Genomic DNA, 20,426 nt, shown 5'->3' with positions numbered 1-20,426 from the left:
CATAGCTTGATCCTCTTGAGGACTGCAAGCCTGTTTTTATTATGAACTTGCACACAACAACTCAGGGAGCAGGGTCAACAATCGATCACTCGTGAGTGCATCACCCACATTCCATGTTGACTCCTCCACAGGATATACCCGTCCATTCTGCACAGCCGGAAGGGCCTGCCAACTGGGACTTTTCATCAGCATCTCTGTAGCCTGCCTTGCCACAACTTCCTCAGGCAGCATAACAAACACATGATCTCCCGCGTACTGACGTACCGCTTCAGCCGAAATTTCCTTATAGGCTCTACCTGCCGCAAGTGCTTCCTTCACTTTGGTAACTGGACTGAATCCCATTGGATGATATAACATAGGCGCCAGACCGATATTGCCCATAACAAATAATCGTGCACCCCGATGGTATGTAAATACGGATGCCGTTTCCCCCTCTTCAATCACAGTATGGATCTTCGCCCACATCTGCTCAGTACGCTCCGCATAGGAGGTTAGCCATTGTTCAACCTGCGGTTGTCTGCCAAACCAGTTGCCCAATCTGCGCATTCGTTCTTCCAACGTGGCATGTGAATTGTAAGCAAGCGTCGGTGCAATCCGGTAAAGTTGTTCATACTGCTGTTCATTGCTGCTATCAAAAATAATCAAATCCGGCTTCATGATAACAGCGGCTTCCACATTAACTGGAGCGACCGCGTCATATGTCCGATCTTCCAGTAACTGAATGCCCAACATCAGCAGATCCCCAGCGGAATCTCCGTAATACATAATTCGGTCCGGATTTACTGGAATATTCACATCATGACCCAACCAATCCTGTACCAGTCTCTGCTGCTGAATCGATCTGTCATATTGACGAGGAGATAATCCCGTCATTTGGCGAAAACGCCTGCTGAAATAATACTCATCCTTAAACCCAACGCGGCTCGCTATATCCCGAAGTGGTTCATCTGATTTGCGAAGCCAGTCCTTGGCATGTTTGATGCGAACATGATTCACATAATCGAGCGGCTTGTGACCCGTGAGTTGTCTGAAAAGGGTCGTATATTGTACAGGTCTGATCTCCGCAAGACGTGCCAGTTTCTGTACAGTGATTTCTTCAGCATAATGGTCGTCTACATACTGAATCGTACTGTGTAGTCTTGCCTCCATACTCTGTTCCGTCTTTGGAGAAGTGTACCGGGTAATGATCATCTCCATCCATTTTTGGAACTGTGCATTCAAATGACTGTATTCGGCATCTGTTTTATAATTCCGAATGACATACATCTGCTCCAGCAGCCCACTTAACGGAGCATAGGGATAACCATTCAATTGGTTTCTGTGCTCAAATACAGGGCGGGTAAAGAGTTCGGGATCACCCGTCAACACATGAATAACATCAAAAGCCATTATGATATATTTTAATTCCGAGTTATTACGATGTTCAATCTGGTACCCCTCTCCCGGAGAAAGCGGATAAACACATCCCGTAGTAAACGGAAACTGTTCATGTCCAATATATAAACGCCCATCCCCTTCTTCACAGATCAGGAAGGTATGTTTCTCGCAAGCAACTTCCAGCATCACCTGTTCAGGTCGTTCAATTCGACGTTCCAGATGATCCAGCCGAAACATGAATGCTGAAAAGAACAACGCTCCCCCATCGGCATCCAAAGCCTGCATGTCGGTTCACCTCGTTTTTCTAAAATGAGAATAATTATCAATCATTCTGTATGGTCTGATTATAAGCGAGCGATAGTCAATAATCCAGATATGAGTTTAATCAGCAAAAAAGAGCGTTCAACGAAATGTTGAAGGCCCCTTTCACTTTTTTTATAACTGCATTACTCAAAGGTGTTACTGCTGCCTCACTAGCTCGTCACCATTATTGAATCATCTGTTTTGGCAGCTCTTGTAACAGCCACTCTCTGGAAAGAGCATCACTAGAAGCTTTTACGATATTAAAACGATATACTTTTCCTTCTTTCACCGCAGGCAGGTTCTTCCAGATTGTACTATCCAGCAATTCCTTGGTGGATTGCTTCGCATCGTCGGTCACAGGATCCAGAATAAATATCCGATCACCGGCAAATTCAGATAATTTTTCAGTTGAAATCTCTACAAATCCCATGTCTTCATCCAATACTTTCTGGATTTCCGCGGTTGGCTTCAGCCCGTCTTTTCCGTATAACAACTGTGGCAATCCTGCACCCGCCATGACAAACAGACGATTCCCGGGATACATGGTGAATACCGAAGCAGTCTCCCCTTCTTTTAATCCGTTCTCATGAAGTTGCGTCCACATCTCTTCCGTCGCTTTTTGATGAGCCGTAATCCAATCCTCCGCTTCTTGCTTCTTATTCAACAAATCGCCAAGGATACGCATGCGATCTTCTATTAAACCAAATGAATCAAATGTAACCGTGGGTGCAACCTTTGCGATCTGATCATATTGAGCCTTGTCACTGTTGGAAAAAATAATCAGATCGGGATTCAGGTCTAACGCCTTTTCCACACTGATCGGAAATCCTACATCTTCTGCCTGAGCAACCTGATCATCAAATACGGTTCCCTCTTGACGAAGTATGCCGACAGGAACAACACCAAGCGCGAGCAGATCCCCTGTAACTTCTCCATGATAGATAACTCGCTTCGGATTTACAGGAATCTCAACTTCGTGGCCAGTCCAGTCTTTGAATATCCGGGTCTCGCCCTCATTCGTCTCTTCCACTGCAGTCGTGGTCTCTGTGGTTTCTGTGGCTACTTTGGAATCATCTGCGCCAGCAGCAGGTGTTGCAGCCTGATTTCCACAAGCAAGTAGCAGGATGGATAACCATGTGATCGTTAATAATACTCCCGTATTTCGTATGCCCTTTTTCATTTCTATTTCTCCCCCTATATCATGTGCGTTATGCTAGAAATTAATGATATTGATTATCATTATCGGATATTATCATAAAACATGGCTTCTCTCAGCTCAATGGACAAAACTAAATGAGCACTTTCAGTTTTGTACAATACTCCGCTCTTTGCTCCTATGTACTGTATATTCAAGTGCATTTCCCTCTATACAGCTCGGGATTTGCGTGATAAATTAATGAGAACTATTTGCCATTATTAATAACCGGAGTGATGAATATAATGACCCAATCAGACCATACATCTGCTCGTTCAGCTTTTAAGATACCGACTTCTGATATGATGACACAGCTGCCAACGCAATTTTTTGCTACCCTTGTTCAAAATGTAAATCGTGAAATCGCAAGTGGACATGACGTGATTAATCTGGGTCAGGGGAACCCGGATACACCTACACCACCTCATATTGTGAAAACTCTGCAAGAGTCGGCTGAGAATCCCCTCTACCACAAATACTCCCCTTTTAGAGGGTACTCTTTCCTGAAGGAAGCTGTCGCCAAACGTTATAAGGAAGATTACAACGTTGATCTGGACCCCGAGACTGAAGTAGCCATTCTGTTCGGAGGAAAAACCGGATTGGTTCAGTTACCTCAGGTCCTGCTTAACCCCGGGGACACCGTTCTCGTTCCAGATCCCGGCTACCCGGATTACTGGTCTGGTGTTGCACTCGCTAAAGCAAACATGTCATTTATGCCTTTGCTGGAGTCCAACGCATTCCTGCCGGATTACGAAGCTGTTACAGCCGAAGATCGGGAGAAGGCCAAGCTGATGTTCCTGAACTATCCCAACAACCCAACGTCAGCAACGGCACCCCTTTCGTTCTACGAAGATACGGTTGAATTTGCCATTCAAAATCAAATCGTAGTAGCCAGCGACTTTGCTTACGGTGCAATTGGATTTGACGGACATCGTCCCGTAAGTTTCCTGCAAGCCCCTGGTGCCAAAGAAGTGGGCATTGAATTCTATACGTTATCCAAAACGTACAATATGGCTGGATGGCGTGTTGGATTCGCGCTTGGCAATGCGGAGATTGTTTCTAAAATCAATCTGCTTCAAGATCATATCTATGTCAGTCTCTTCGGTGGAATTCAGGCTGCGGCAACGGAAGCACTTACTGGCTCTCAGGAATGTGTTACTTCGCTCGTTTCACGTTACGAATCCCGTCGCAATGCATTTTATGACGCTCTTTCCTCGATTGGCTGGCAAGCTTCGAAACCCGCAGGTTCATTCTTCAGCTGGTTACCTGTACCTCCAGGTTATACCTCCGCTTCATTTGCAGACTTGTTACTGCGAGAAGCCAAGGTAGCCGTAGCCCCAGGTATTGGTTTTGGTTCGCATGGCGAAGGCTATGTTCGCGCGGGGCTGTTAAGTGATGAAAACCGATTACGCGAAGCTGCCCAGCGGATTGGCAAGCTGAATTTATTCAAGTAATTTACAGGACGATACCCCCTTTGCATATGCCAAGTTTCCATGGTATGTTATAAGAAATATTGAACGAAACGTGATGACGGGACCAGTAAGAGAATATCAGTCGCGCCCAGAGAGTAAATTCCACCCTGCTGAAAGAATTTACCGCGGCTCTTCTCTGAAACCTACCCCTGAGCGGCCTGTTACGTGCAGGACAGTGCCTTCTGTTACAGGGCATGAAGCCGGATGATCTAATCATCAATAAAGGTGGTACCGCGGAAGTAACGAACTTTCGTCCTTTTTAACTAAAGGGCGGAAGTTTTTTTTGTACCCGCTAAAGCCTGCTCCAGAAGCACTTATTAATCATGTTTAAGGAAGTGAAACCATGACTTCACGTATTGTAGTTAAAATTGGAAGCAGCTCGCTTACAACGGAAGAAGGCGGTCTGGATCGCAGTTCGATTACTTTTTTTGCCGGAGAAATTGCAGCATTGGCTGATCAGGGCCATGAAGTACTTCTGGTCACCTCAGGAGCGGTAGCGGCCGGATTCCGGGAGATCGGCTACCCTCAGCGCCCCAAACTGCTACATGAGAAACAAGCCGCAGCGGCCGTTGGGCAGGCATTACTGATGCAGGCATATCAACAGGCTTTTGCAGCGCACCGCGTTACTACGGCGCAAATTCTGTTAACTCGTACAGACTTTCACAGTCGTAAACGTATGGGTAATGCAGGCATGACCGTAGAAGAACTGCTTAAACAGCGAGTGATTCCGATTTTTAATGAGAATGATACAGTGTCGGTGGACGAATTGAAGTTTGGTGATAACGATCTGTTGTCCGCATTGGTTGCAAACCTGGTGAAGGCACAGCATCTGATCATTCTTACGGATACCAACGGCCTGTACACCGCAGATCCGCGTAAAGATCCTTCTGCCGTACGTTACGACCGCATCCCCGAGATAACGGCGGAGATCTATGCTTTTGCCGGTGGTTCAGGATCATCGGTTGGTACAGGCGGAATGCGATCCAAAGTTGATGCAGCCAAGGTTGCAACACGTGGAGGCGTACCTGTATTCGTGGGAAGTGTGAAAGAACCTGGAGATATGCAGAAGGCGGTTGAGGGCACGGGCAAAGGAACTTACTTTGAGACACGACTCGCTTCGCTATCCCGTAAAAAGCAGTGGCTTGGCTTCATGTCTACTCCGCTGGGAACCGTCGTTGTGGATGATGGTGCTGAAGAAGCACTTGTCCATGGGGGCCACAGTCTTCTACCTGTAGGCGTCAAGCGGGTACTGGGAACTTTCCATGCAGGAGACGTCGTAGAGGTCATTGGTATGGATGAAACCTTGCTCGGTCGCGGTATTGTCAATTATGATGATGACCAGCTTCGACTCATTGCCGGACTTCCCAGTGGCGAAGTGATGAAACAACTCGCTAGCATCCACAGACTTGAAGTTATTCATAGAGACGAATGGATTACGTTAAAATAAACATGAAGCTATATAGTGGTTGGAATACTCAACTTTATATATATGAGGAGGAATTACGATGAGTGAAGTCAGAGAAAAAGCCAGCAAAGCCCAAGCAGCGGTTCCACAGCTGAACCGATTGAATACAGAACAGAAAAATACGGCCCTGCGTGTCATGGCAGATGCTTTGATTAAGGAGACGGATTCCATCATTACGGCAAACGCCGAAGATCTGGCACGAGGCAGAGAACAAGGCACGCCGGAATCCATGCTGGATCGACTCGCCCTTAATAAGGAGCGGATCGCAGGCATAGCTGAAGGGTTACGTCAGATTGCGGATCTGCCTGATCCAGTCGGCGAAGTGTTAGAGACATTTACCCGTCCAAACGGATTACATGTTGAAAAATTAAGAGTGCCGATTGGCCTGATTGGCATCATCTACGAAGCTCGTCCTAATGTAACTGTAGACGCAGCCGGATTATGTCTCAAAACAGGTAATGCAGTGCTTCTGCGCGGCGGCTCCTCTGCCCTGTCCTCCAATCGTAAAATTGTGGAGGTGCTGCATCAGGCACTCACAACGACAGACATGCCTGCTGATGCTTTGCAATTGGTTGAAGATGCAGATCGTGCTTCCGTAGATGAGATGCTCAAGTTGAACGGACTGCTGGACGTCATCATTCCACGCGGAGGAGCTTCCCTCATTCGTAATGTGGTTGCCAACGCAACGGTACCTGTCATCGAAACTGGAGCGGGCATTTGCCATACCTATGTGGATGAATCAGCCGATCCAGTTATGGCAGCCGAAATTGCCATCAATGCCAAGGCACAACGTCCATCCGTATGTAACTCCATGGAAACGTTGCTGCTGCATACCGCATACGCGGAAGAGCATCTGCCTGCTCTTGCCGAGCAATTCCGTGAGGCCAATGTGGTCTTAAAAGGTTGCGACACGGTGCGCCGTCTTGTTCCTTCTGTCCTTGAGGCAACCGAGGAAGACTATGCGACCGAGTACAACGACTATATTTTAAATATCCGGGTGGTCGAGAACCTGGATGAAGCGATGCAGCACATCGCACATTACGGAACCAAACATTCCGAGTGTATCGTAACCCGGGATACAGCCCATGCAGAGCGCTTCATGCATGATGTGGATGCAGCAGCCGTCTATCACAATGCGTCCACACGTTTCACCGATGGATTTGAATTTGGCTATGGAGCCGAAATCGGAATCAGTACCCAGAAACTGCATGCACGTGGACCGATGGGACTTCCAGCACTCACGTCAACCAAATATCGGATTACAGGCAATGGACAGATTCGTCAATAATATCCCAGCACCAGTTATATAGGAGGAACGATAAATATGAGTCAAGAGCAACAGACGTTACTACAACAGAAGATTACTTTCCACGGAGCAGGCGCGATGGCTGAAGCCATCGTGCGCGGACTGATCTCCCGCCTAGTCGTTCGTCCTCAGGATATTACGATGCTGAACCGCAGCAACCAGAAACGTCAGGAGGAGCTCAGCACCCGTTATGCTGTACATACCGGAACTGCCTCGCAATCCTTGGATCACCTTGCCTCCACTCCGGTCATTGTACTCTGTATGAAACCCAAAGATGCTGCTGCAGCGCTGCGCGAACTTGGGCCACTGTTATCACCGGATCAACTGATCGTATCTGTCATTGCCGGATTATCAATCCGCACGATGCAGTCCTTGCTTGGTCGTAAACAACCGATCGCGAGAACCATGCCGAACACATCCAGTACCATTGGACTCGGTGCAACCGGGCTTGCCTTCTCTGCGGAGATTACGGATGAACAGCGCAGTACGGTGATGACCATGTTTGAAGCGGTTGGTATCGTAACCATCGTACCTGAAGATAAACTCGAAGTGCTCACTGGGATTTCCGGAAGCGGCCCTGCTTATGTATACTATTTAATGGAGGCCATGATTGCCGCAGGTATTCGTGGTGGCTTATCCAGCCAGCAATCTCGTGATCTTACTGTTCAGACGGTGCTGGGCGCGTCACGTATGGTACAACAAACCGGTTTGGAACCGATGAAGCTTCGTAGTGATGTGACATCCCCGGGAGGGGCAACCCAGGCAGCACTGAAAACGCTGGACGAAGGAGATTTCTTTGAAAATGTAATCGCAGCCGTCAACCGCTGTGCAGAGCGCTCACGGGAGATGGGAGCTGCTTTGGAAGGGGATTTAAAATGAATAACATGTGCACAGCCACATATCGTCTGCATGATGATCATGCAGACTTTCGCAAGAAGGCTCAGTCTATCGCGATTGGCATGACCGTGGGTAGTTGGACTGAGTTGCCGCAAGCCCAGCGTGAAGCGATGCAGAAACATCTGGGTGAAGTAATCAACGTAGAAGTAAATGAAGCTGAAGGAATGGCTGCGGGTGAGCGTTACGCCGATATTACCATCGGATATCCTGATGTTAACTTCAGCCGTGATATCCCTGCCCTGCTCGTGACGGTCTTTGGCAAAATCTCAATGGATGGCCGGATCAAATTAACAAAGCTTGGTTTCTCGGATGGCTTCCTGAGTGCATTCCCGGGACCCAAGTTTGGACTGAATGGTGTTCGTGATCTGCTTGGTGTGCATGATCGTCCACTGTTAATGAGTATCTTTAAGTCAGTTATCGGACTGGATGCAGATGAACTGCGTGAACAATTTATTCGTCAGGCCCTTGGGGGCGTTGATCTGATCAAGGACGATGAGATTCTGTTCGAAAATAAATTGACACCTATCGAAAAAAGAGTCGAGGTCTGCATGAAAGCTGCCGAACAGGCACGCCAGGAGACCGGCAAGAAACTTCTGTATGCAACCAATCTTACAGGACCTACATCTCGTCTGAAGCAACAAGCTGAACGCGCTATTGGTGCAGGAGCCAATGCCCTGTTATTCAACGTATTGTCTTACGGATATGATGTGCTGCATGAACTCAGCAGTGATCCTGACATCAATGTGCCAATTATGGCTCATCCTGCTCTTGCGGGAGCACTGTATCCTTCACCACATTACGGCATGTCGGCTTCGGTTGTACTTGGTCAGTTGATGCGTCTTGCAGGTGCCGATCTGGTGCTCTTCCCTTCTCCTTATGGTTCGGTTACGATGCCGAAGGAAGAAAATATGGCGATCACGGAGCAATTACTGACAGCCGATCTGCCAGTACGAACCAGTATGCCAGTGCCTTCAGCCGGTATCCATCCAGGCCTTGTACCGCTCATTTTGCGCGACTTTGGCACGGATGTCATCGTTAATGCTGGTGGCGGTATTCATGGACATCCTATGGGCACTGAGGCAGGCGGACGTGCATTCCTGCAAGCCATTGAGGCAGCTCAACGTTCCATTCCACTCGCGCAGTATGCAACCGAGCATCCGGAGCTAAAAAGTGCATTGGATCTGTGGGGTGGCGAACGATGAGAAGTGATAAAAAAACAGTCATTTTCTGTGACTTTGACGGTACGATTACGCTCTCGGACAATATTGTCGCAATCATGAAACATTTCAAGCCTGAGGGCATTGAAGCGATTATGAAAGATACAATTGAGCAAAAAATCTCGCTGCGTGAAGGTGTTGGAGCCATGTTTGCTCTGTTGCCTGCATCGCAGAAAGATGAAATTGTGGAATTTGTGCTTGGACAAGCGGGGATCCGTGAAGGATTCAGCGAGTTTCTTGACTACGTTCGCAGCGAAGATATCGAATTCAATGTGAGCAGCGGTGGTATGGACTTTTTCATTGAACCGTTACTCGCACCATTTCATATCCCGCAGGATCATGTCTATTGCAACGGAGCTGACTTCTCGGGTGAAACCATTAAGATTGAATGGCCGAATCCCTGCCAGCCTCCTTGTGAGAATGGCTGCGGCATGTGCAAAACAACAGTCATTCGTACCTTCCCGGAAGAACAATACAATCGAATCCTCATTGGAGACAGTCTGACGGATTTTGAAGGTGCCAAAATTGCCGACCTCGTCTACTCCCGCTCTATTTTAACGGACAAATGTATTGAGCTGGGTGTAGACCATGTGCCATTCGCTACCTTTTACGATATCATCGAAGATATGAAACAGAAGCAAACACAAGGAGTGCTGTAAACGATGGGCTTTGAAAAGATTACATTGGAACACAAACGTCAGGTCCTTGAAGAACTGGCTGATATTAAAGCGTTGTTTGCCGGTCGTAACTGGTTCCCCGGAACAAGTGGCAATCTGTCGATGCGTGTAGGAGACTTTGACCCGGAGCAATTTTATTTTGCGGTTACCGCCTCAGGCAAAGACAAATCACTTCGCACTCCGGAAGACTTTCTTTTTGTGGACAAACACGGCAAAGCAATTGAAACAACAACGTTGAAACCAAGTGCCGAAACATTGATTCACTGTGAAATCTATCGTTTGACGGGTTGTGGTGCTGTATTCCACGTGCATACCGTGTTTAACAACCTGATCAGTGAATTCTTTGGAGCAGATGGACACGTACCGATTCAAGGAATCGAATTGATCAAGGCTTTCAACATCTGGGAAGAAAATGCGGAGATTCGTGTACCCGTCCTGCCTAACTTTGCGGATATTCCATCTATCGCTGAATTGGTGCCAGGTGTACTTGATGCCAACGTACCAGGAATTTTGCTGCGTAACCACGGCATATATGCGTGGGGCAAGGATGCTTTTGAAGCGAAACGTCATCTGGAAGCGTTCGAATTCCTGTTCGAAGTGATGTACCGTCAACTTCTGCTGAAGGGCGCTACGAAATAGCAATCATTTATTCGAAATCAAAGTTGCACAACCAAAAACACGCCAGAGGCTGATATACATAGCCCTTGGCGTGTTTTTATGTTGTTGGATAACAGCGATTAGAAGGTTGCTCTGTCATCGTAGTGTCAGTGTAAATAATCTTTAGGTCACTCTACAGTCGATCATCCCGATCCTTGAATAAAAAGAGGCTGTCTGCTCCCTCATCATTTCGATGAGCAGCACTTTGGATACCCGTTCCCCGTTGCTTGCCAAACAGCAGTTTCAAGCCGCCAAAAATGAGCAGCAAGGATACAATGACGGTATTCAAATAGGAACGAATCTCGTATGTCATAAATGCATTAGGGAAGAGCTCATTCAGCTGTGGAAGGACAAGCCGGATCGTCAGGTAATATAGACCCAGCGCGGCAATCCCGAAACCAATCAGACGCTGATGGCGGGCCCAGTCCTTGAAGATCGGTTGATCAACCAAAGGCTCGCGTCCATAACGACTGGAGCACTGGAGCCCGTCAAAGAAGCTGTAGAACCAGATCAACGGAATCATGAACAGAAACACAGATAAGTGAAGCAGGTCCAGTACATAGATGCTGCCCAGGAACAGGAACATCAATTGCATGCCTCTTTTCTGCAATCCAAGATATAGATGACCTGCACCTGGAAAAGCGGATAGCAGCGTTGCAAGCACTTTGCTACGTCGTCCGGCTACTCTGCCCATCTCCAATTCCTCAAATAATGTCCGATCCTGCAACACCTCACCAGCCTGCTTACGGTGGACATGTTGCACCGCGTCAAACATGCAGTATACCCATATTACAGGCAGTATGAGTAGAAACATTAAAAATACGGATTCATTGGTGATCGATGCCACGAAAACCATCATGGCAAATGAACCAAAGAACGCCATCAAGAACGACAAACCGCGATGCAACAATCCCAGATGAAGGTGGCCCAATCCCGGAACAAATGAGAGCAAAATGGTGAAGAACCGTTCACCCTCACTGCCTTTTCGGTACATGGGTTGACCATAGGGGCCCTCAGGATGGCCATATTCACCACCTGGATGTTGATGCAGCTCATCTTCATTCATCTGCTCCATAGGCCCTTGCTGACCCATGTATGCTCCCTGGTAGGCTGCCCCTTGGTGTGGAGGCGCTCCATAAGCCGCACCGTATCCCCTATAATGTGCTTCTCGGGCAGAAGGTGTACGGAGCAGAACAATAACCATATCCAGCATGCTGATCCCCCAGAAGAAAGCAGCAAAAAGTGCACCGAAAATCAATAAATCTTGTTCATTAGTGACCATGGCTAACATGAATGAACCAACAGCTGTTCCGAAGAAAAGCAATGGATAGATCACAGCCCTTGCAGCCCGTCCCCAATACATGAAACCGAGACCTGGTATCAGGTTTAATAGAAATGCGAGTAATTTGTTACGATCTGAGTGCACAGTCGTCATCCTTTCTTTTCAGGCAATGCGAAACTATTTATGGTTTAGGCTTGAGGTTATCCAGCCATGAAGTGGCTGCCTCCGTCCATTTCTCGGTAAATGACCCTCTGTGGTCGCCATCCTGGAACTTGTGATATGGTGCTACCTTGTCAAAAAGTCCAGACGAGAGGAAGATCAATGTCAAACAGGCTGCTACCGCGTAATGGAACACTTTATGATCAAGCCAGCGCCGGTTTCGTCCAGCACGGGATTTGCGTTGTACCTTGGGTGATTGAATGCCCTCAATCCGATGCATGACTGAATCCGCAAACCCTGTTGGGTCATGTAGCGGAGGTAGTTCCCCATGGATAACGAGTGCTTCCAAATAACTGTCCATCGCATCCGGGTCTTCCAGCAAAAGCTGTTCCATTTGGTTCGCTTGAGTTTCACTCATATGGCCTTCAATATAATCAGTCCATTGCGCAGCGGTATACTTCTCCTGTTTACTCACGCCATTCATCCTCCTTCCAATTTTTTCGAATCCACTGCCGGGCACGATACAAGCGGGATTCCACAGTCTTCACAGCCACCTGTGCATCACTGGCAATCTGCTCATAATTTTTTTCGCTTAGATAATACGCAGTGATAATGTCACGATGCTGAGCAGGCAACTGATTAATTCGTTCGCGAAGTTTATCCTGACGTTCTTCACGAACGAGACGGGTAAGAACGTCTTCATCCCGTCCGGGCATATTGATTATTTTTTCTTCTCCACCCAGATCCTCAGCAGTTCGTCTGCCCAGCTTGCGTTTGGCATCAATCGCTTTGTGAAAGGCAATTCGGGTTAACCACGTTTTGAAACCTTCAGAACGGTAGTCGGGGAGAGACTTATACATCTGTATGAACGCCTCCTGAGCTGCATCCTGTGCTTCCTGATCGTTCCTGAGTACGGAATAGGCCACATGGTATACATGCTGGCTATATTTATCAATCAGAGTACGCATCTGGGATGTATCTCCTTGACGGATTTGTTCGATTACGCGCGTTTCATCAATAACTCTCCCCTCCTCTCCAATACAATAGACGATAGCTTGTGCGTTAACCCCTGCGTGATCTATCAAATTTTTGTAAAACAAAATGAAATCATTGCCTGAAAGGTTGATGTTGCTGATCACTCATCCAATCTTTAATCCAAAAAAAACAGGCACAGAATGACTTCTGGCCTGTTTCTTGTCCCTGCCTACGCTGGAATTAACGTCCACCATTACGAAACCGCTGTGTGTACGCCTTCGCGTCTTGAACGGTCTTGACACGATTGCGACTCCACTCAAGTAGTATTCGATCGATATACCGGAAATGTACTTTGCCTGCAAAAACCGCTTCCTTCAGAGCCATTAGAATCAATTCCTCTTGATAACGGTCCTGATCCAACCAGCCGGATATCGTCTCGCACTCCATTGGAGAGAGCGGACGTCCAAATTCTTTTTCAAAGATGGAGAACATGTTCCGTTCTTCCTCTTCTTTTTGAACACTGTTCGAATCTTGACGTGCTGAATTGCTACTCTGCTGCTCCGCACGGAATGCGGCTACTTCTTCAGCAGTGCACTTTGCAAGCTTGGCATATAATCCATGTAAATCATATCGCTCGTACTGGATGTCCCGTTCTTCGTCACGGTGCTCGTCAATAGCAATATACCCATCCCTCATCAGACGTTGCAACATTCTGGCAATGCCTTCAGGTGCAAGTCCCATGCGCGCCGCAAGCTCTTCAAGCGTGGGAAACTCATTGAACTCTGCCTGACGGAACCCTAGCAGTTGAATCAGAAGAAGCACTTCTGCATCTGATAGGCCAAGCTGGTGATAAAAACGTAACAAGGCATACGGCAGATGGGCTGTACCCGAAGTCATGCCATAAGCTGCTCCATCCAACCAAGCTTTGGATGTGGTGTCTTCCATAGACGCTCCTCGGTTAAGCATTAAGGGTACAGACGATAGAGCATACGTGGGAATGCGATTGTTTCACGTACATGATCCAATCCACAGATCCATGCTACCGTCCGCTCCAATCCCAGACCGAAACCGGAGTGAGGAACCGATCCGTATTTACGTAAATCCAGATACCATTGGTAAGCTTCATCCGAGAGATTGTGCTCCTCAAAACGTTGTTGCATCAATTCCGGATCATCGATACGCTGCGAACCGCCAATAATCTCTCCGTAGCCTTCTGGTGCAATCATATCAGCACAGAGAACAACTTCTGGGCGATTCGGATCTGGTTTCATATAGAAAGCCTTGATTCCAGCAGGGTAATGCGTGATAAAGACAGGTGTATTGTACTTCTCAGCAATAGCTGTTTCGTGTGGTGCACCAAAGTCTTCTCCCCAAGGAATATCAAAGCCTTGTCCATGCAGGAATTCAATCGCTTCATCATACGTAATACGCGGGAATGGAGCTACGATGCCTTCGAGTTTGGATACGTCACGACCGATAGATTCCAGTTCTGCACGGCAGTTTTTCACCACGGATTGAACAACATGAGCGATAAATTTCTCTTGTACGCGCAGACTTTCCTCGTGATCTACAAATGCCATTTCCGGCTCAATCATCCAGAACTCAATCAAGTGACGACGTGTTTTGGACTTCTCTGCGCGGAATGTTGGACCAAAGGAATATACTTTGCCCAGAGCCATGGCTGCGGCTTCCATATACAATTGACCACTTTGTGTCAGATAAGCATCTTCATCAAAGTATTTGATGTGGAACAGGTTCGTTGTTCCTTCCGCAGACGATGGTGTCAAAATCGGAGGATCAACTTGTGTGAATCCGTTACCATCAAAGAACTGCTGAACAGCGCGAATAATCTCTGCACGAATCACCATAACAGCACGTTGCTTCGTAGAACGAAGCCACAGATGACGATGGTCCATCAAGAAATCAACACCATGCTCTTTAGGCGTAATTGGATAGTTTTCAGTCAGGTGAATGATCTCAACCCCTGTAACAGTCATCTCGTAACCGGACGCACTGCGAGGTTCTTCACGAATAATACCTGTAACATACAAAGAGCTTTCTTGGGTCAGGCTCTTGGCATTGTTCCAGATCTCTTCACTAACTTCACTTTTCACAACAACCCCTTGGATATATCCGGTTCCATCACGCAGCTGCAAAAACTGAATTTTACCGCTGGAACGTTTGTTGTTAATCCAGGCACCGATTGTTACGGTTTCGCCCACATGCTCGTTCACATTACGAATTACACAATTCGTATTCATGCCCATATCTCCCCTTGGTTCCTGAATTTGAAAATGCAGCGGGCAGGCTTATGCCTGTCCTCTGCACTTCCTTGTCATTCTATATTTACTTTACAGTTAGATTACTGAGAATTCAATACGATTCGGTGTGTATCACGTGCAATTACCAATTCTTCGTTTGTTGGCACAACGAGAACTTCCACTTTGGAGTTCGCTGTTGTAATCCGGCGTGGTTCGCCAGAACGAATGGCATTCAACGCTTCATCCAGTTCAACACCCAGATAAGTGAGTTGCTCACATACTTTTTGGCGAAGTACAACGGAGTTCTCACCTACACCAGCCGTAAAGACGATCACGTCTACACCGTTCATTGCAGCTGCATATGAGCCGATGTATTTACGCAGACGGTATTCGTACATTTCAAAAGCAAGCGTGGAGTTGGCATCGCCATTCTCCATACCTTCCGTAATCTCACGCATGTCACTGCTGATTCCGGAGATCGCAAGCAATCCACTGTGTTTGTTCAACATGGAGTTCACTTCACTTACGCTCAGTTCTTCCTTGTTCATTACATAAGGTACGATGGCTGGGTCAAGGTCACCAGAACGCGTTCCCATCATCAATCCTTCAAGCGGAGTCATACCCATCGAAGTATCAACGGATACGCCACCTTTAACTGCTGTTACACTACCGCCGTTACCGACGTGACAAGTGATAATTTTCAGATCTTCCACTGGACGATCCAGATATTCAGCAGCTGCCTTGCTTACGAAATCATGGGAAGTACCATGTGCGCCGTAGCGACGTACTTTATATTTTTTGTAAAGTACACGCGGAATAGCATACAGGTAAGCTTTTTCAGGCATCGTCTGATGGAATGCTGTATCAAAGACCATAACTTGTGGCACACCAGGCATATTTAATTCAGCCGCACGAATACCCATCATTGCTGCAGGGTTATGAAGTGGAGCCAAGTCGAACAAACGACGAATTTCAGCTTTGGCAGCATCATCTACTAATGCAGATTCTTTAAATGCTTCACCACCGTGAACAACACGGTGTCCAACAGCTTGAATTTCACTTACAGAATCCAGTACACCATTTTCTTTGTGAGTCAAAATATCAATGACTTTACGGATCGCTGTTGTATGCTCCAGAATCTCACTAACTTCTGTAACATCCTCACGGCCTGTCGGTTTGTGTGTCAAGATGGAGGAATCCATTCCGATCCGTTCTACCAAACCTTTAGCCAGTACAGATTCGTCAGTCATATTATACAGTTGATATTTGAGCGAGGAACTCCCCGCATTAATTACGAGTACTTTCACAGTCGGTCACCATCCTTGTCGTACTTGAAGAATCCTTCGCCTGTTTTGGCACCCAGGTGTCCTGCACGCACCATTTTCTTCAGGACTGTAGAAGGACGATATTTCAATTCTCCGAATTCACGGAACATTCTTTCGAGTGCAGCTTCAACAGAATCCAATCCGAAACGGTCAGCCATTTCGAGTGGTCCATGTTGGAAGTTGTATCCGATACGCATTGCATCATCGATATCTTCAGCAGATGCAACACCTTCTTGCAATACATGCAACGCTTCGTTAATCAGCAGGCAGATCAAGCGGGAAGTTACGAATCCAGGTGATTCATAGATCATGACTCCTTTTTTGTCCGCTACTTCTTCAACAAAACGTCTGGTCTCTTCGAATGTTGTATCCGAAGTTTTCAGTCCACGAATAATCTCTACAAGATCAACCCGGGATACCGGGTGAATAAAGTGCATACCAATAACACGCTCTGGGTATTTGGTCGAGCTTGCAAGCTCGGTCAAACTCAGCGTGGATGTATTACTTGCCAGAATGACATTGCTTGGACAAACTTGGTCCAGTTGGCTGAATACTGCTTTTTTCGCATCCAGATCTTCTGAAATTGTCTCAATGACCATGTCGCAAGTTCCAAGTTCAGCTAAATGAGCTACCTTGGTGATACGGGAAAGAATTAATTTCTTCTCCGCTTTTGTAATCGCCCATTTCTCCAGTTGTTTATCCAGATTGGTTTCGATCATGTCATATGCATGATCCAGCTTTTGTGTTGTATGCTCCACGAGAAGCACATCAAGTCCTTTGGCTGCGAGCATCTGGGAAATACCTTGCCCCATCGTACCGCCGCCGACAACTCCTATTTTTTTGAAAAACATGGTTCTGCTCCATCCTTTCGGTTCTCTATTTCTCTATTGTACCCTGTTCGCCGAAAATTACAAATTTCGACCCAACATATAATAATATCTTAGCACGAGTGAAATGTAAAAAAAAATAACCAGCATAAATAAATTATGCTGGTAGAAGGGCACTGTCACGAAATTGACAACGAAATTGCTCGCCAGATAAAACTTCCTCACGAATCAAAATGTCGAGTGAATTGTCGAAAATTGTCCGTTGTTCTTCAAGCAACCGCTTTGTCTGCTCCATCAGTTCTTGCAGAATTAATTTATTCTCTCGCATCAGTTCCTCGGTTGTGACCATATCCATGTTCACAATCCCAAGTGAAGTCAACCCCGAAGCCATCATCGTCTGTACAACATTGGTTGCCTGATCAAAGTCATTGCGTGAACCCGTGGAACGACCACCGTAGTACATTTCCTCCGCAGCTGCTCCTCCGAGTGCAATCATGATCTGCTCTTCCAGAAAGCGCTTCGTATAGAGGAACTGTTCCTGTTGCGGGTTATGACGTACATATCCCAGCGCCTGACCACGCGGACTAAGTGCCACCTGACTAACACTGCCTGGACGAACGAGTTCAGCCATAATGGCATGTCCCAACTCATGAATGGCGACCCTTTTCTTCTCTTCCACGCTGGACTCACGGTCTGTCTTCTCACCCATCATGACTTTATCAATAGCCAGGGACAAATGCCGCTGTTCAATGTTTAACAGCCCGTCTCTCATGGCGTATATTGCTGCTTCGTTCATCACACTTTCGAGCTGTGCACCGGAGAAACCATATGATTCTTCCGCTGTTTTCTCCAGATTAACTTCCTTCAACAGAGGTTTGTTCATTGCATGCAGTTCCAGAATATGCTTTCTGCCCTTTTTGTCAGGCAAGTCCACTTGAATGTGGCGGTCAAAACGTCCCGGTCGCGTCAGGGCGCTATCCAGCATCTCTTTACGGTTCGTTGCAGCGATAACCAGAATTCTTGGCGTATCGGAAGAATAGATTCCATCCATTTCCGTCAGGAGCTGATTGAGGGTCTGATCATATTCACGCTGTTGACCACCCTCACGTTTCCCCCCGATGACATCGATTTCATCGATAAAGATAATAGCGTTTTCCTTATTTTCCTTGGTGGCACGGGTTCTCGCGTCCTTGAACAAATCCCGAATTCTGCTGGCACCCACACCAACATACATTTCCACGAACTCACTACCCGATGCTGCTACAAAAATAGAATCGGTGTAATGGGCAGCAGCCTTGGCCATCAACGTTTTCCCTGTCCCTGGAGGGCCCGTCAGCAAGATCCCTTTTAACGGGCGAATCCCGAACTTCCGGATTTCTTCATGTTTGATGAGAAAGTCAAGCGCTTCACGCAATTCCTGCTTAGCACTGTCCTGTCCACCAATTTCTTCAAAAGTAAGCTTGGAAGGTCCTTTTTTCTTCCGTTTACGTTCCTGTGCAGCGCCTACTGTAATCCCGCCACGCATTTGCATCATGAACAGCAAAGCTCCGACAAGCACTGCTGCAATCAGGATCGGAACAATATTAACACCAGTAAAAGCAAGGAAAATAATCAATACGGGAAAAAATCCGATGGCAACTTCTTTTGTCCACTTAGGCATTAGGCCACACTCCTATCTGACCGGGCACACGCGGCAGAATAATAAACTTGCTGGCATCTCCGTCTCTGAGACTGACATATACATTGTTGTCATCCATCGCTGTATTTACCTTAATTCCATTCGTCGCCATCTTTGACAACGTTGGTGTAATCTCGGTGTATTGCTTGTTCTCCATCGCCTGAGCTACGGTGAACATCGCATCACCCCACCAACTTTCCAGTGCTTCACTGGAATGATCCACAACATCCAACTTTAGTGAGCGTGTTCCAATCAGGGTCTGTCCTTCTTTGTGAATATATTGTACCAGTCTGCCCAAATCAACATCAGGTTGCAGATCAAGTTTCAATTGTACGTCATTGCGGTTAATAGTTAATTGAACGTCATTGACTCCATCGTACTGGGTTACCATTTTCTCAATCGGATTCTGCACAGCCACCTGACGATATACAAACCAACCTCCAAACAACACAACGGCTGAAATGACGGCAGTTATAGCAATAGGCAATACTTTTAGCTTCAAGTGAATTACCCCTCCCAGAATTTGGCCCAACCTACTGGCTTATTGGTATATACGAATATTTGAACATTGACTCCTGCGATAATTTCGACAGGTTTATTTGTTTTGAATGTAACTTTGAGTACATATCTGAGTATATCACATCGTATATACAATTTCGAAGGCGAAAATATGAATAAATTATTAATTTTAACTATTTAAATCAAATATATTTACAGGCAACACAAAGAACCGGTTCAGTCGGATATCCGTCTGCCGGTTCTTTCATTTCTTTAATTCTCTAGTTATGTCACTCTATTTGTTCTAGCTGTTCGGGAGTGTGTAGACCAGGTCCACCTGTTCTCCGTTGCTAAAACGATAAAAGCGATAGTGGTTATGCGTACCGTCTTTATAATACACTTGCCACACATATATTCCATTCACAACTCCGGGCATGATTCGTTTAATCTCACCGGCAGGAACTTCAGAACTGAAGCGATTGCGTATCTGCGCTTCGGACATGCCATTCTGCAGCAGCTCACTGTGTACAGCGTTTGCACCCTTAACCGGTTGATTGTTTGCATCGAATTTAACCCAGACCATAACATCCTGGTTATCCTTGTTTTTGCCGATCAGGGTCCAGTAGATGTTGTCAGAGCCTTCTTTGTCTCCCCAGATGTACTTGCGCAATTCATCATAGGATGTAATGCCCAGTTTCTCCTGTGCTGCTTGTATGGCGAGCGCTTCTTCCTTGCGTTGGTCCTGCGTGACATGGACGTAATAACGCTGAAGTCCAAACAGAATCAGAACCAGTGCAAGCAGCGAAATCCATATCCACTTCTTTTTTTTCTTCAAAAGCCGAACTTCCTTTCCCT

Annotated in this window: 19 protein-coding genes; 7 read left to right on the top strand and 12 right to left on the bottom strand. The window is 46.7% G+C overall.

Annotated elements, in window-relative coordinates:
• Window positions 1–39: 39 nt before the first annotated feature.
• Entirely contained in the window at window positions 40–1,662 is a 1,623-nt protein-coding gene (locus MKY28_RS07435) for an AraC family transcriptional regulator (protein ID WP_340935443.1), read from the bottom strand.
• Window positions 1,663–1,864: 202 nt separating this feature from the next.
• Window positions 1,865–2,860, bottom strand: coding sequence for an ABC transporter substrate-binding protein (locus tag MKY28_RS07430; protein ID WP_340029076.1), 996 nt, complete (start codon window positions 2,858–2,860; stop codon window positions 1,865–1,867).
• A 260-nt stretch (window positions 2,861–3,120) separates the two neighbouring features.
• Here MKY28_RS07430 and MKY28_RS07425 point away from each other — a divergent pair, with 260 nt between their 5' ends.
• The 7 genes from MKY28_RS07425 (at window position 3,121) to MKY28_RS07395 (ending at window position 10,548) form a co-directional block, all read left to right on the top strand.
• Window positions 3,121–4,329, top strand: coding sequence for a pyridoxal phosphate-dependent aminotransferase (locus tag MKY28_RS07425; RefSeq protein WP_340935441.1), 1,209 nt, complete (start codon window positions 3,121–3,123; stop codon window positions 4,327–4,329).
• A gap of 361 nt (window positions 4,330–4,690) precedes the next feature.
• On the top strand, window positions 4,691–5,794 hold the full coding sequence (proB, locus tag MKY28_RS07420) for a glutamate 5-kinase (protein WP_340935439.1): 1,104 nt from the start codon (window positions 4,691–4,693) through the stop codon (window positions 5,792–5,794).
• Between the two features lie 58 nt (window positions 5,795–5,852).
• Window positions 5,853–7,100, top strand: coding sequence for a glutamate-5-semialdehyde dehydrogenase (locus tag MKY28_RS07415; protein WP_340935438.1), 1,248 nt, complete (start codon window positions 5,853–5,855; stop codon window positions 7,098–7,100).
• A gap of 36 nt (window positions 7,101–7,136) precedes the next feature.
• Window positions 7,137–7,997, top strand: coding sequence for a pyrroline-5-carboxylate reductase (gene proC / locus MKY28_RS07410; protein WP_036671976.1), 861 nt, complete (start codon window positions 7,137–7,139; stop codon window positions 7,995–7,997).
• The gene (locus MKY28_RS07405) at window positions 7,994–9,217 is read left to right on the top strand and encodes a 2,3-diketo-5-methylthiopentyl-1-phosphate enolase (RefSeq protein ID WP_047843536.1); all 1,224 of its coding nucleotides are present in this window, start codon (window positions 7,994–7,996) and stop codon (window positions 9,215–9,217) included. Before proC ends, MKY28_RS07405 begins: the two co-directional genes overlap by 4 nt.
• Window positions 9,214–9,891 (top strand): 2-hydroxy-3-keto-5-methylthiopentenyl-1-phosphate phosphatase, encoded by a 678-nt coding sequence (locus MKY28_RS07400; protein WP_340935437.1) that lies wholly within the window; start codon window positions 9,214–9,216, stop codon window positions 9,889–9,891. Before MKY28_RS07405 ends, MKY28_RS07400 begins: the two co-directional genes overlap by 4 nt.
• 3 nt (window positions 9,892–9,894) lie before the next feature.
• Window positions 9,895–10,548, top strand: a complete 654-nt coding sequence (locus MKY28_RS07395) for a methylthioribulose 1-phosphate dehydratase (protein WP_076317453.1) — start codon at window positions 9,895–9,897, stop codon at window positions 10,546–10,548.
• Window positions 10,549–10,699: 151 nt separating this feature from the next.
• Here the strand turns inward: MKY28_RS07395 and MKY28_RS07390 are convergent, their stop codons facing one another.
• The 10 genes from MKY28_RS07390 to MKY28_RS07345 form a co-directional block, all read right to left on the bottom strand.
• On the bottom strand, window positions 10,700–12,001 hold the full coding sequence (locus tag MKY28_RS07390; protein WP_340935435.1) for a multi-tm2 domain protein: 1,302 nt from the start codon (window positions 11,999–12,001) through the stop codon (window positions 10,700–10,702).
• A 28-nt stretch (window positions 12,002–12,029) separates the two neighbouring features.
• A complete protein-coding gene (locus tag MKY28_RS07385; RefSeq protein ID WP_340935434.1) occupies window positions 12,030–12,482 on the bottom strand; it encodes a hypothetical protein in 453 nt (150 codons plus the stop codon).
• Window positions 12,475–12,975, bottom strand: coding sequence for an RNA polymerase sigma factor (locus MKY28_RS07380; protein WP_235193861.1), 501 nt, complete (start codon window positions 12,973–12,975; stop codon window positions 12,475–12,477). The genes MKY28_RS07385 and MKY28_RS07380 overlap by 8 nt, the downstream gene beginning before the upstream one ends.
• A 247-nt stretch (window positions 12,976–13,222) precedes the next feature.
• Entirely contained in the window at window positions 13,223–13,927 is a 705-nt protein-coding gene (locus MKY28_RS07375) for a DnaD domain-containing protein (RefSeq protein WP_084650363.1), read from the bottom strand.
• A 20-nt stretch (window positions 13,928–13,947) separates the two neighbouring features.
• Window positions 13,948–15,243, bottom strand: coding sequence for an asparagine--tRNA ligase (gene asnS / locus MKY28_RS07370; protein ID WP_017687752.1), 1,296 nt, complete (start codon window positions 15,241–15,243; stop codon window positions 13,948–13,950).
• Between the two features lie 101 nt (window positions 15,244–15,344).
• Window positions 15,345–16,550, bottom strand: coding sequence for an acetate/propionate family kinase (locus MKY28_RS07365; protein ID WP_036671987.1), 1,206 nt, complete (start codon window positions 16,548–16,550; stop codon window positions 15,345–15,347).
• A complete protein-coding gene (locus MKY28_RS07360; RefSeq protein ID WP_017687750.1) occupies window positions 16,547–17,419 on the bottom strand; it encodes a 3-hydroxyacyl-CoA dehydrogenase family protein in 873 nt (290 codons plus the stop codon). The genes MKY28_RS07365 and MKY28_RS07360 overlap by 4 nt, the downstream gene beginning before the upstream one ends.
• A gap of 133 nt (window positions 17,420–17,552) precedes the next feature.
• On the bottom strand, window positions 17,553–19,055 hold the full coding sequence (locus MKY28_RS07355) for an AAA family ATPase (protein WP_340935432.1): 1,503 nt from the start codon (window positions 19,053–19,055) through the stop codon (window positions 17,553–17,555).
• Entirely contained in the window at window positions 19,048–19,575 is a 528-nt protein-coding gene (locus MKY28_RS07350) for a hypothetical protein (RefSeq protein ID WP_036671991.1), read from the bottom strand. Before MKY28_RS07350 ends, MKY28_RS07355 begins: the two co-directional genes overlap by 8 nt.
• Before the next feature lie 300 nt (window positions 19,576–19,875).
• A complete protein-coding gene (locus tag MKY28_RS07345; RefSeq protein ID WP_340935431.1) occupies window positions 19,876–20,406 on the bottom strand; it encodes a cell wall elongation regulator TseB-like domain-containing protein in 531 nt (176 codons plus the stop codon).
• Window positions 20,407–20,426 lie beyond the last annotated feature (20 nt).

The sequence above is a fragment of the Paenibacillus sp. FSL R5-0473 genome, assembly GCF_038004565.1.
GTDB classification, from domain to species: Bacteria; Bacillota; Bacilli; order Paenibacillales; family Paenibacillaceae; genus Paenibacillus; species Paenibacillus amylolyticus.
The sequence above is the reverse complement of the archived record's forward strand: the minus strand, read 5'-3'. Positions and strand labels throughout refer to the sequence as shown.

What these genes read in the sequence shown, in the direction of transcription:
- MKY28_RS07375 (WP_084650363.1), bottom strand. Translation starts at nt 13,927, where the DNA reads ATGGAAGACACCACATCCAAAGCTTGGTTGGATGGAGCAGCTTATGGC.
- proB (WP_340935439.1), top strand. Translation starts at nt 4,691, where the DNA reads ATGACTTCACGTATTGTAGTTAAAATTGGAAGCAGCTCGCTTACAACG.
- MKY28_RS07415 (WP_340935438.1), top strand. Translation starts at nt 5,853, where the DNA reads ATGAGTGAAGTCAGAGAAAAAGCCAGCAAAGCCCAAGCAGCGGTTCCA.
- MKY28_RS07380 (WP_235193861.1), bottom strand. Translation starts at nt 12,975, where the DNA reads ATGCGTACTCTGATTGATAAATATAGCCAGCATGTATACCATGTGGCC.
- MKY28_RS07395 (WP_076317453.1), top strand. Translation starts at nt 9,895, where the DNA reads ATGGGCTTTGAAAAGATTACATTGGAACACAAACGTCAGGTCCTTGAA.
- MKY28_RS07360 (WP_017687750.1), bottom strand. Translation starts at nt 17,419, where the DNA reads ATGTTTTTCAAAAAAATAGGAGTTGTCGGCGGCGGTACGATGGGGCAA.
- MKY28_RS07400 (WP_340935437.1), top strand. Translation starts at nt 9,214, where the DNA reads ATGAGAAGTGATAAAAAAACAGTCATTTTCTGTGACTTTGACGGTACG.
- MKY28_RS07435 (WP_340935443.1), bottom strand. Translation starts at nt 1,662, where the DNA reads ATGCAGGCTTTGGATGCCGATGGGGGAGCGTTGTTCTTTTCAGCATTC.
- asnS (WP_017687752.1), bottom strand. Translation starts at nt 15,243, where the DNA reads ATGAATACGAATTGTGTAATTCGTAATGTGAACGAGCATGTGGGCGAA.
- MKY28_RS07355 (WP_340935432.1), bottom strand. Translation starts at nt 19,055, where the DNA reads ATGCCTAAGTGGACAAAAGAAGTTGCCATCGGATTTTTTCCCGTATTG.
- MKY28_RS07390 (WP_340935435.1), bottom strand. Translation starts at nt 12,001, where the DNA reads ATGACGACTGTGCACTCAGATCGTAACAAATTACTCGCATTTCTATTA.
- MKY28_RS07430 (WP_340029076.1), bottom strand. Translation starts at nt 2,860, where the DNA reads ATGAAAAAGGGCATACGAAATACGGGAGTATTATTAACGATCACATGG.
- MKY28_RS07425 (WP_340935441.1), top strand. Translation starts at nt 3,121, where the DNA reads ATGACCCAATCAGACCATACATCTGCTCGTTCAGCTTTTAAGATACCG.
- proC (WP_036671976.1), top strand. Translation starts at nt 7,137, where the DNA reads ATGAGTCAAGAGCAACAGACGTTACTACAACAGAAGATTACTTTCCAC.
- MKY28_RS07405 (WP_047843536.1), top strand. Translation starts at nt 7,994, where the DNA reads ATGAATAACATGTGCACAGCCACATATCGTCTGCATGATGATCATGCA.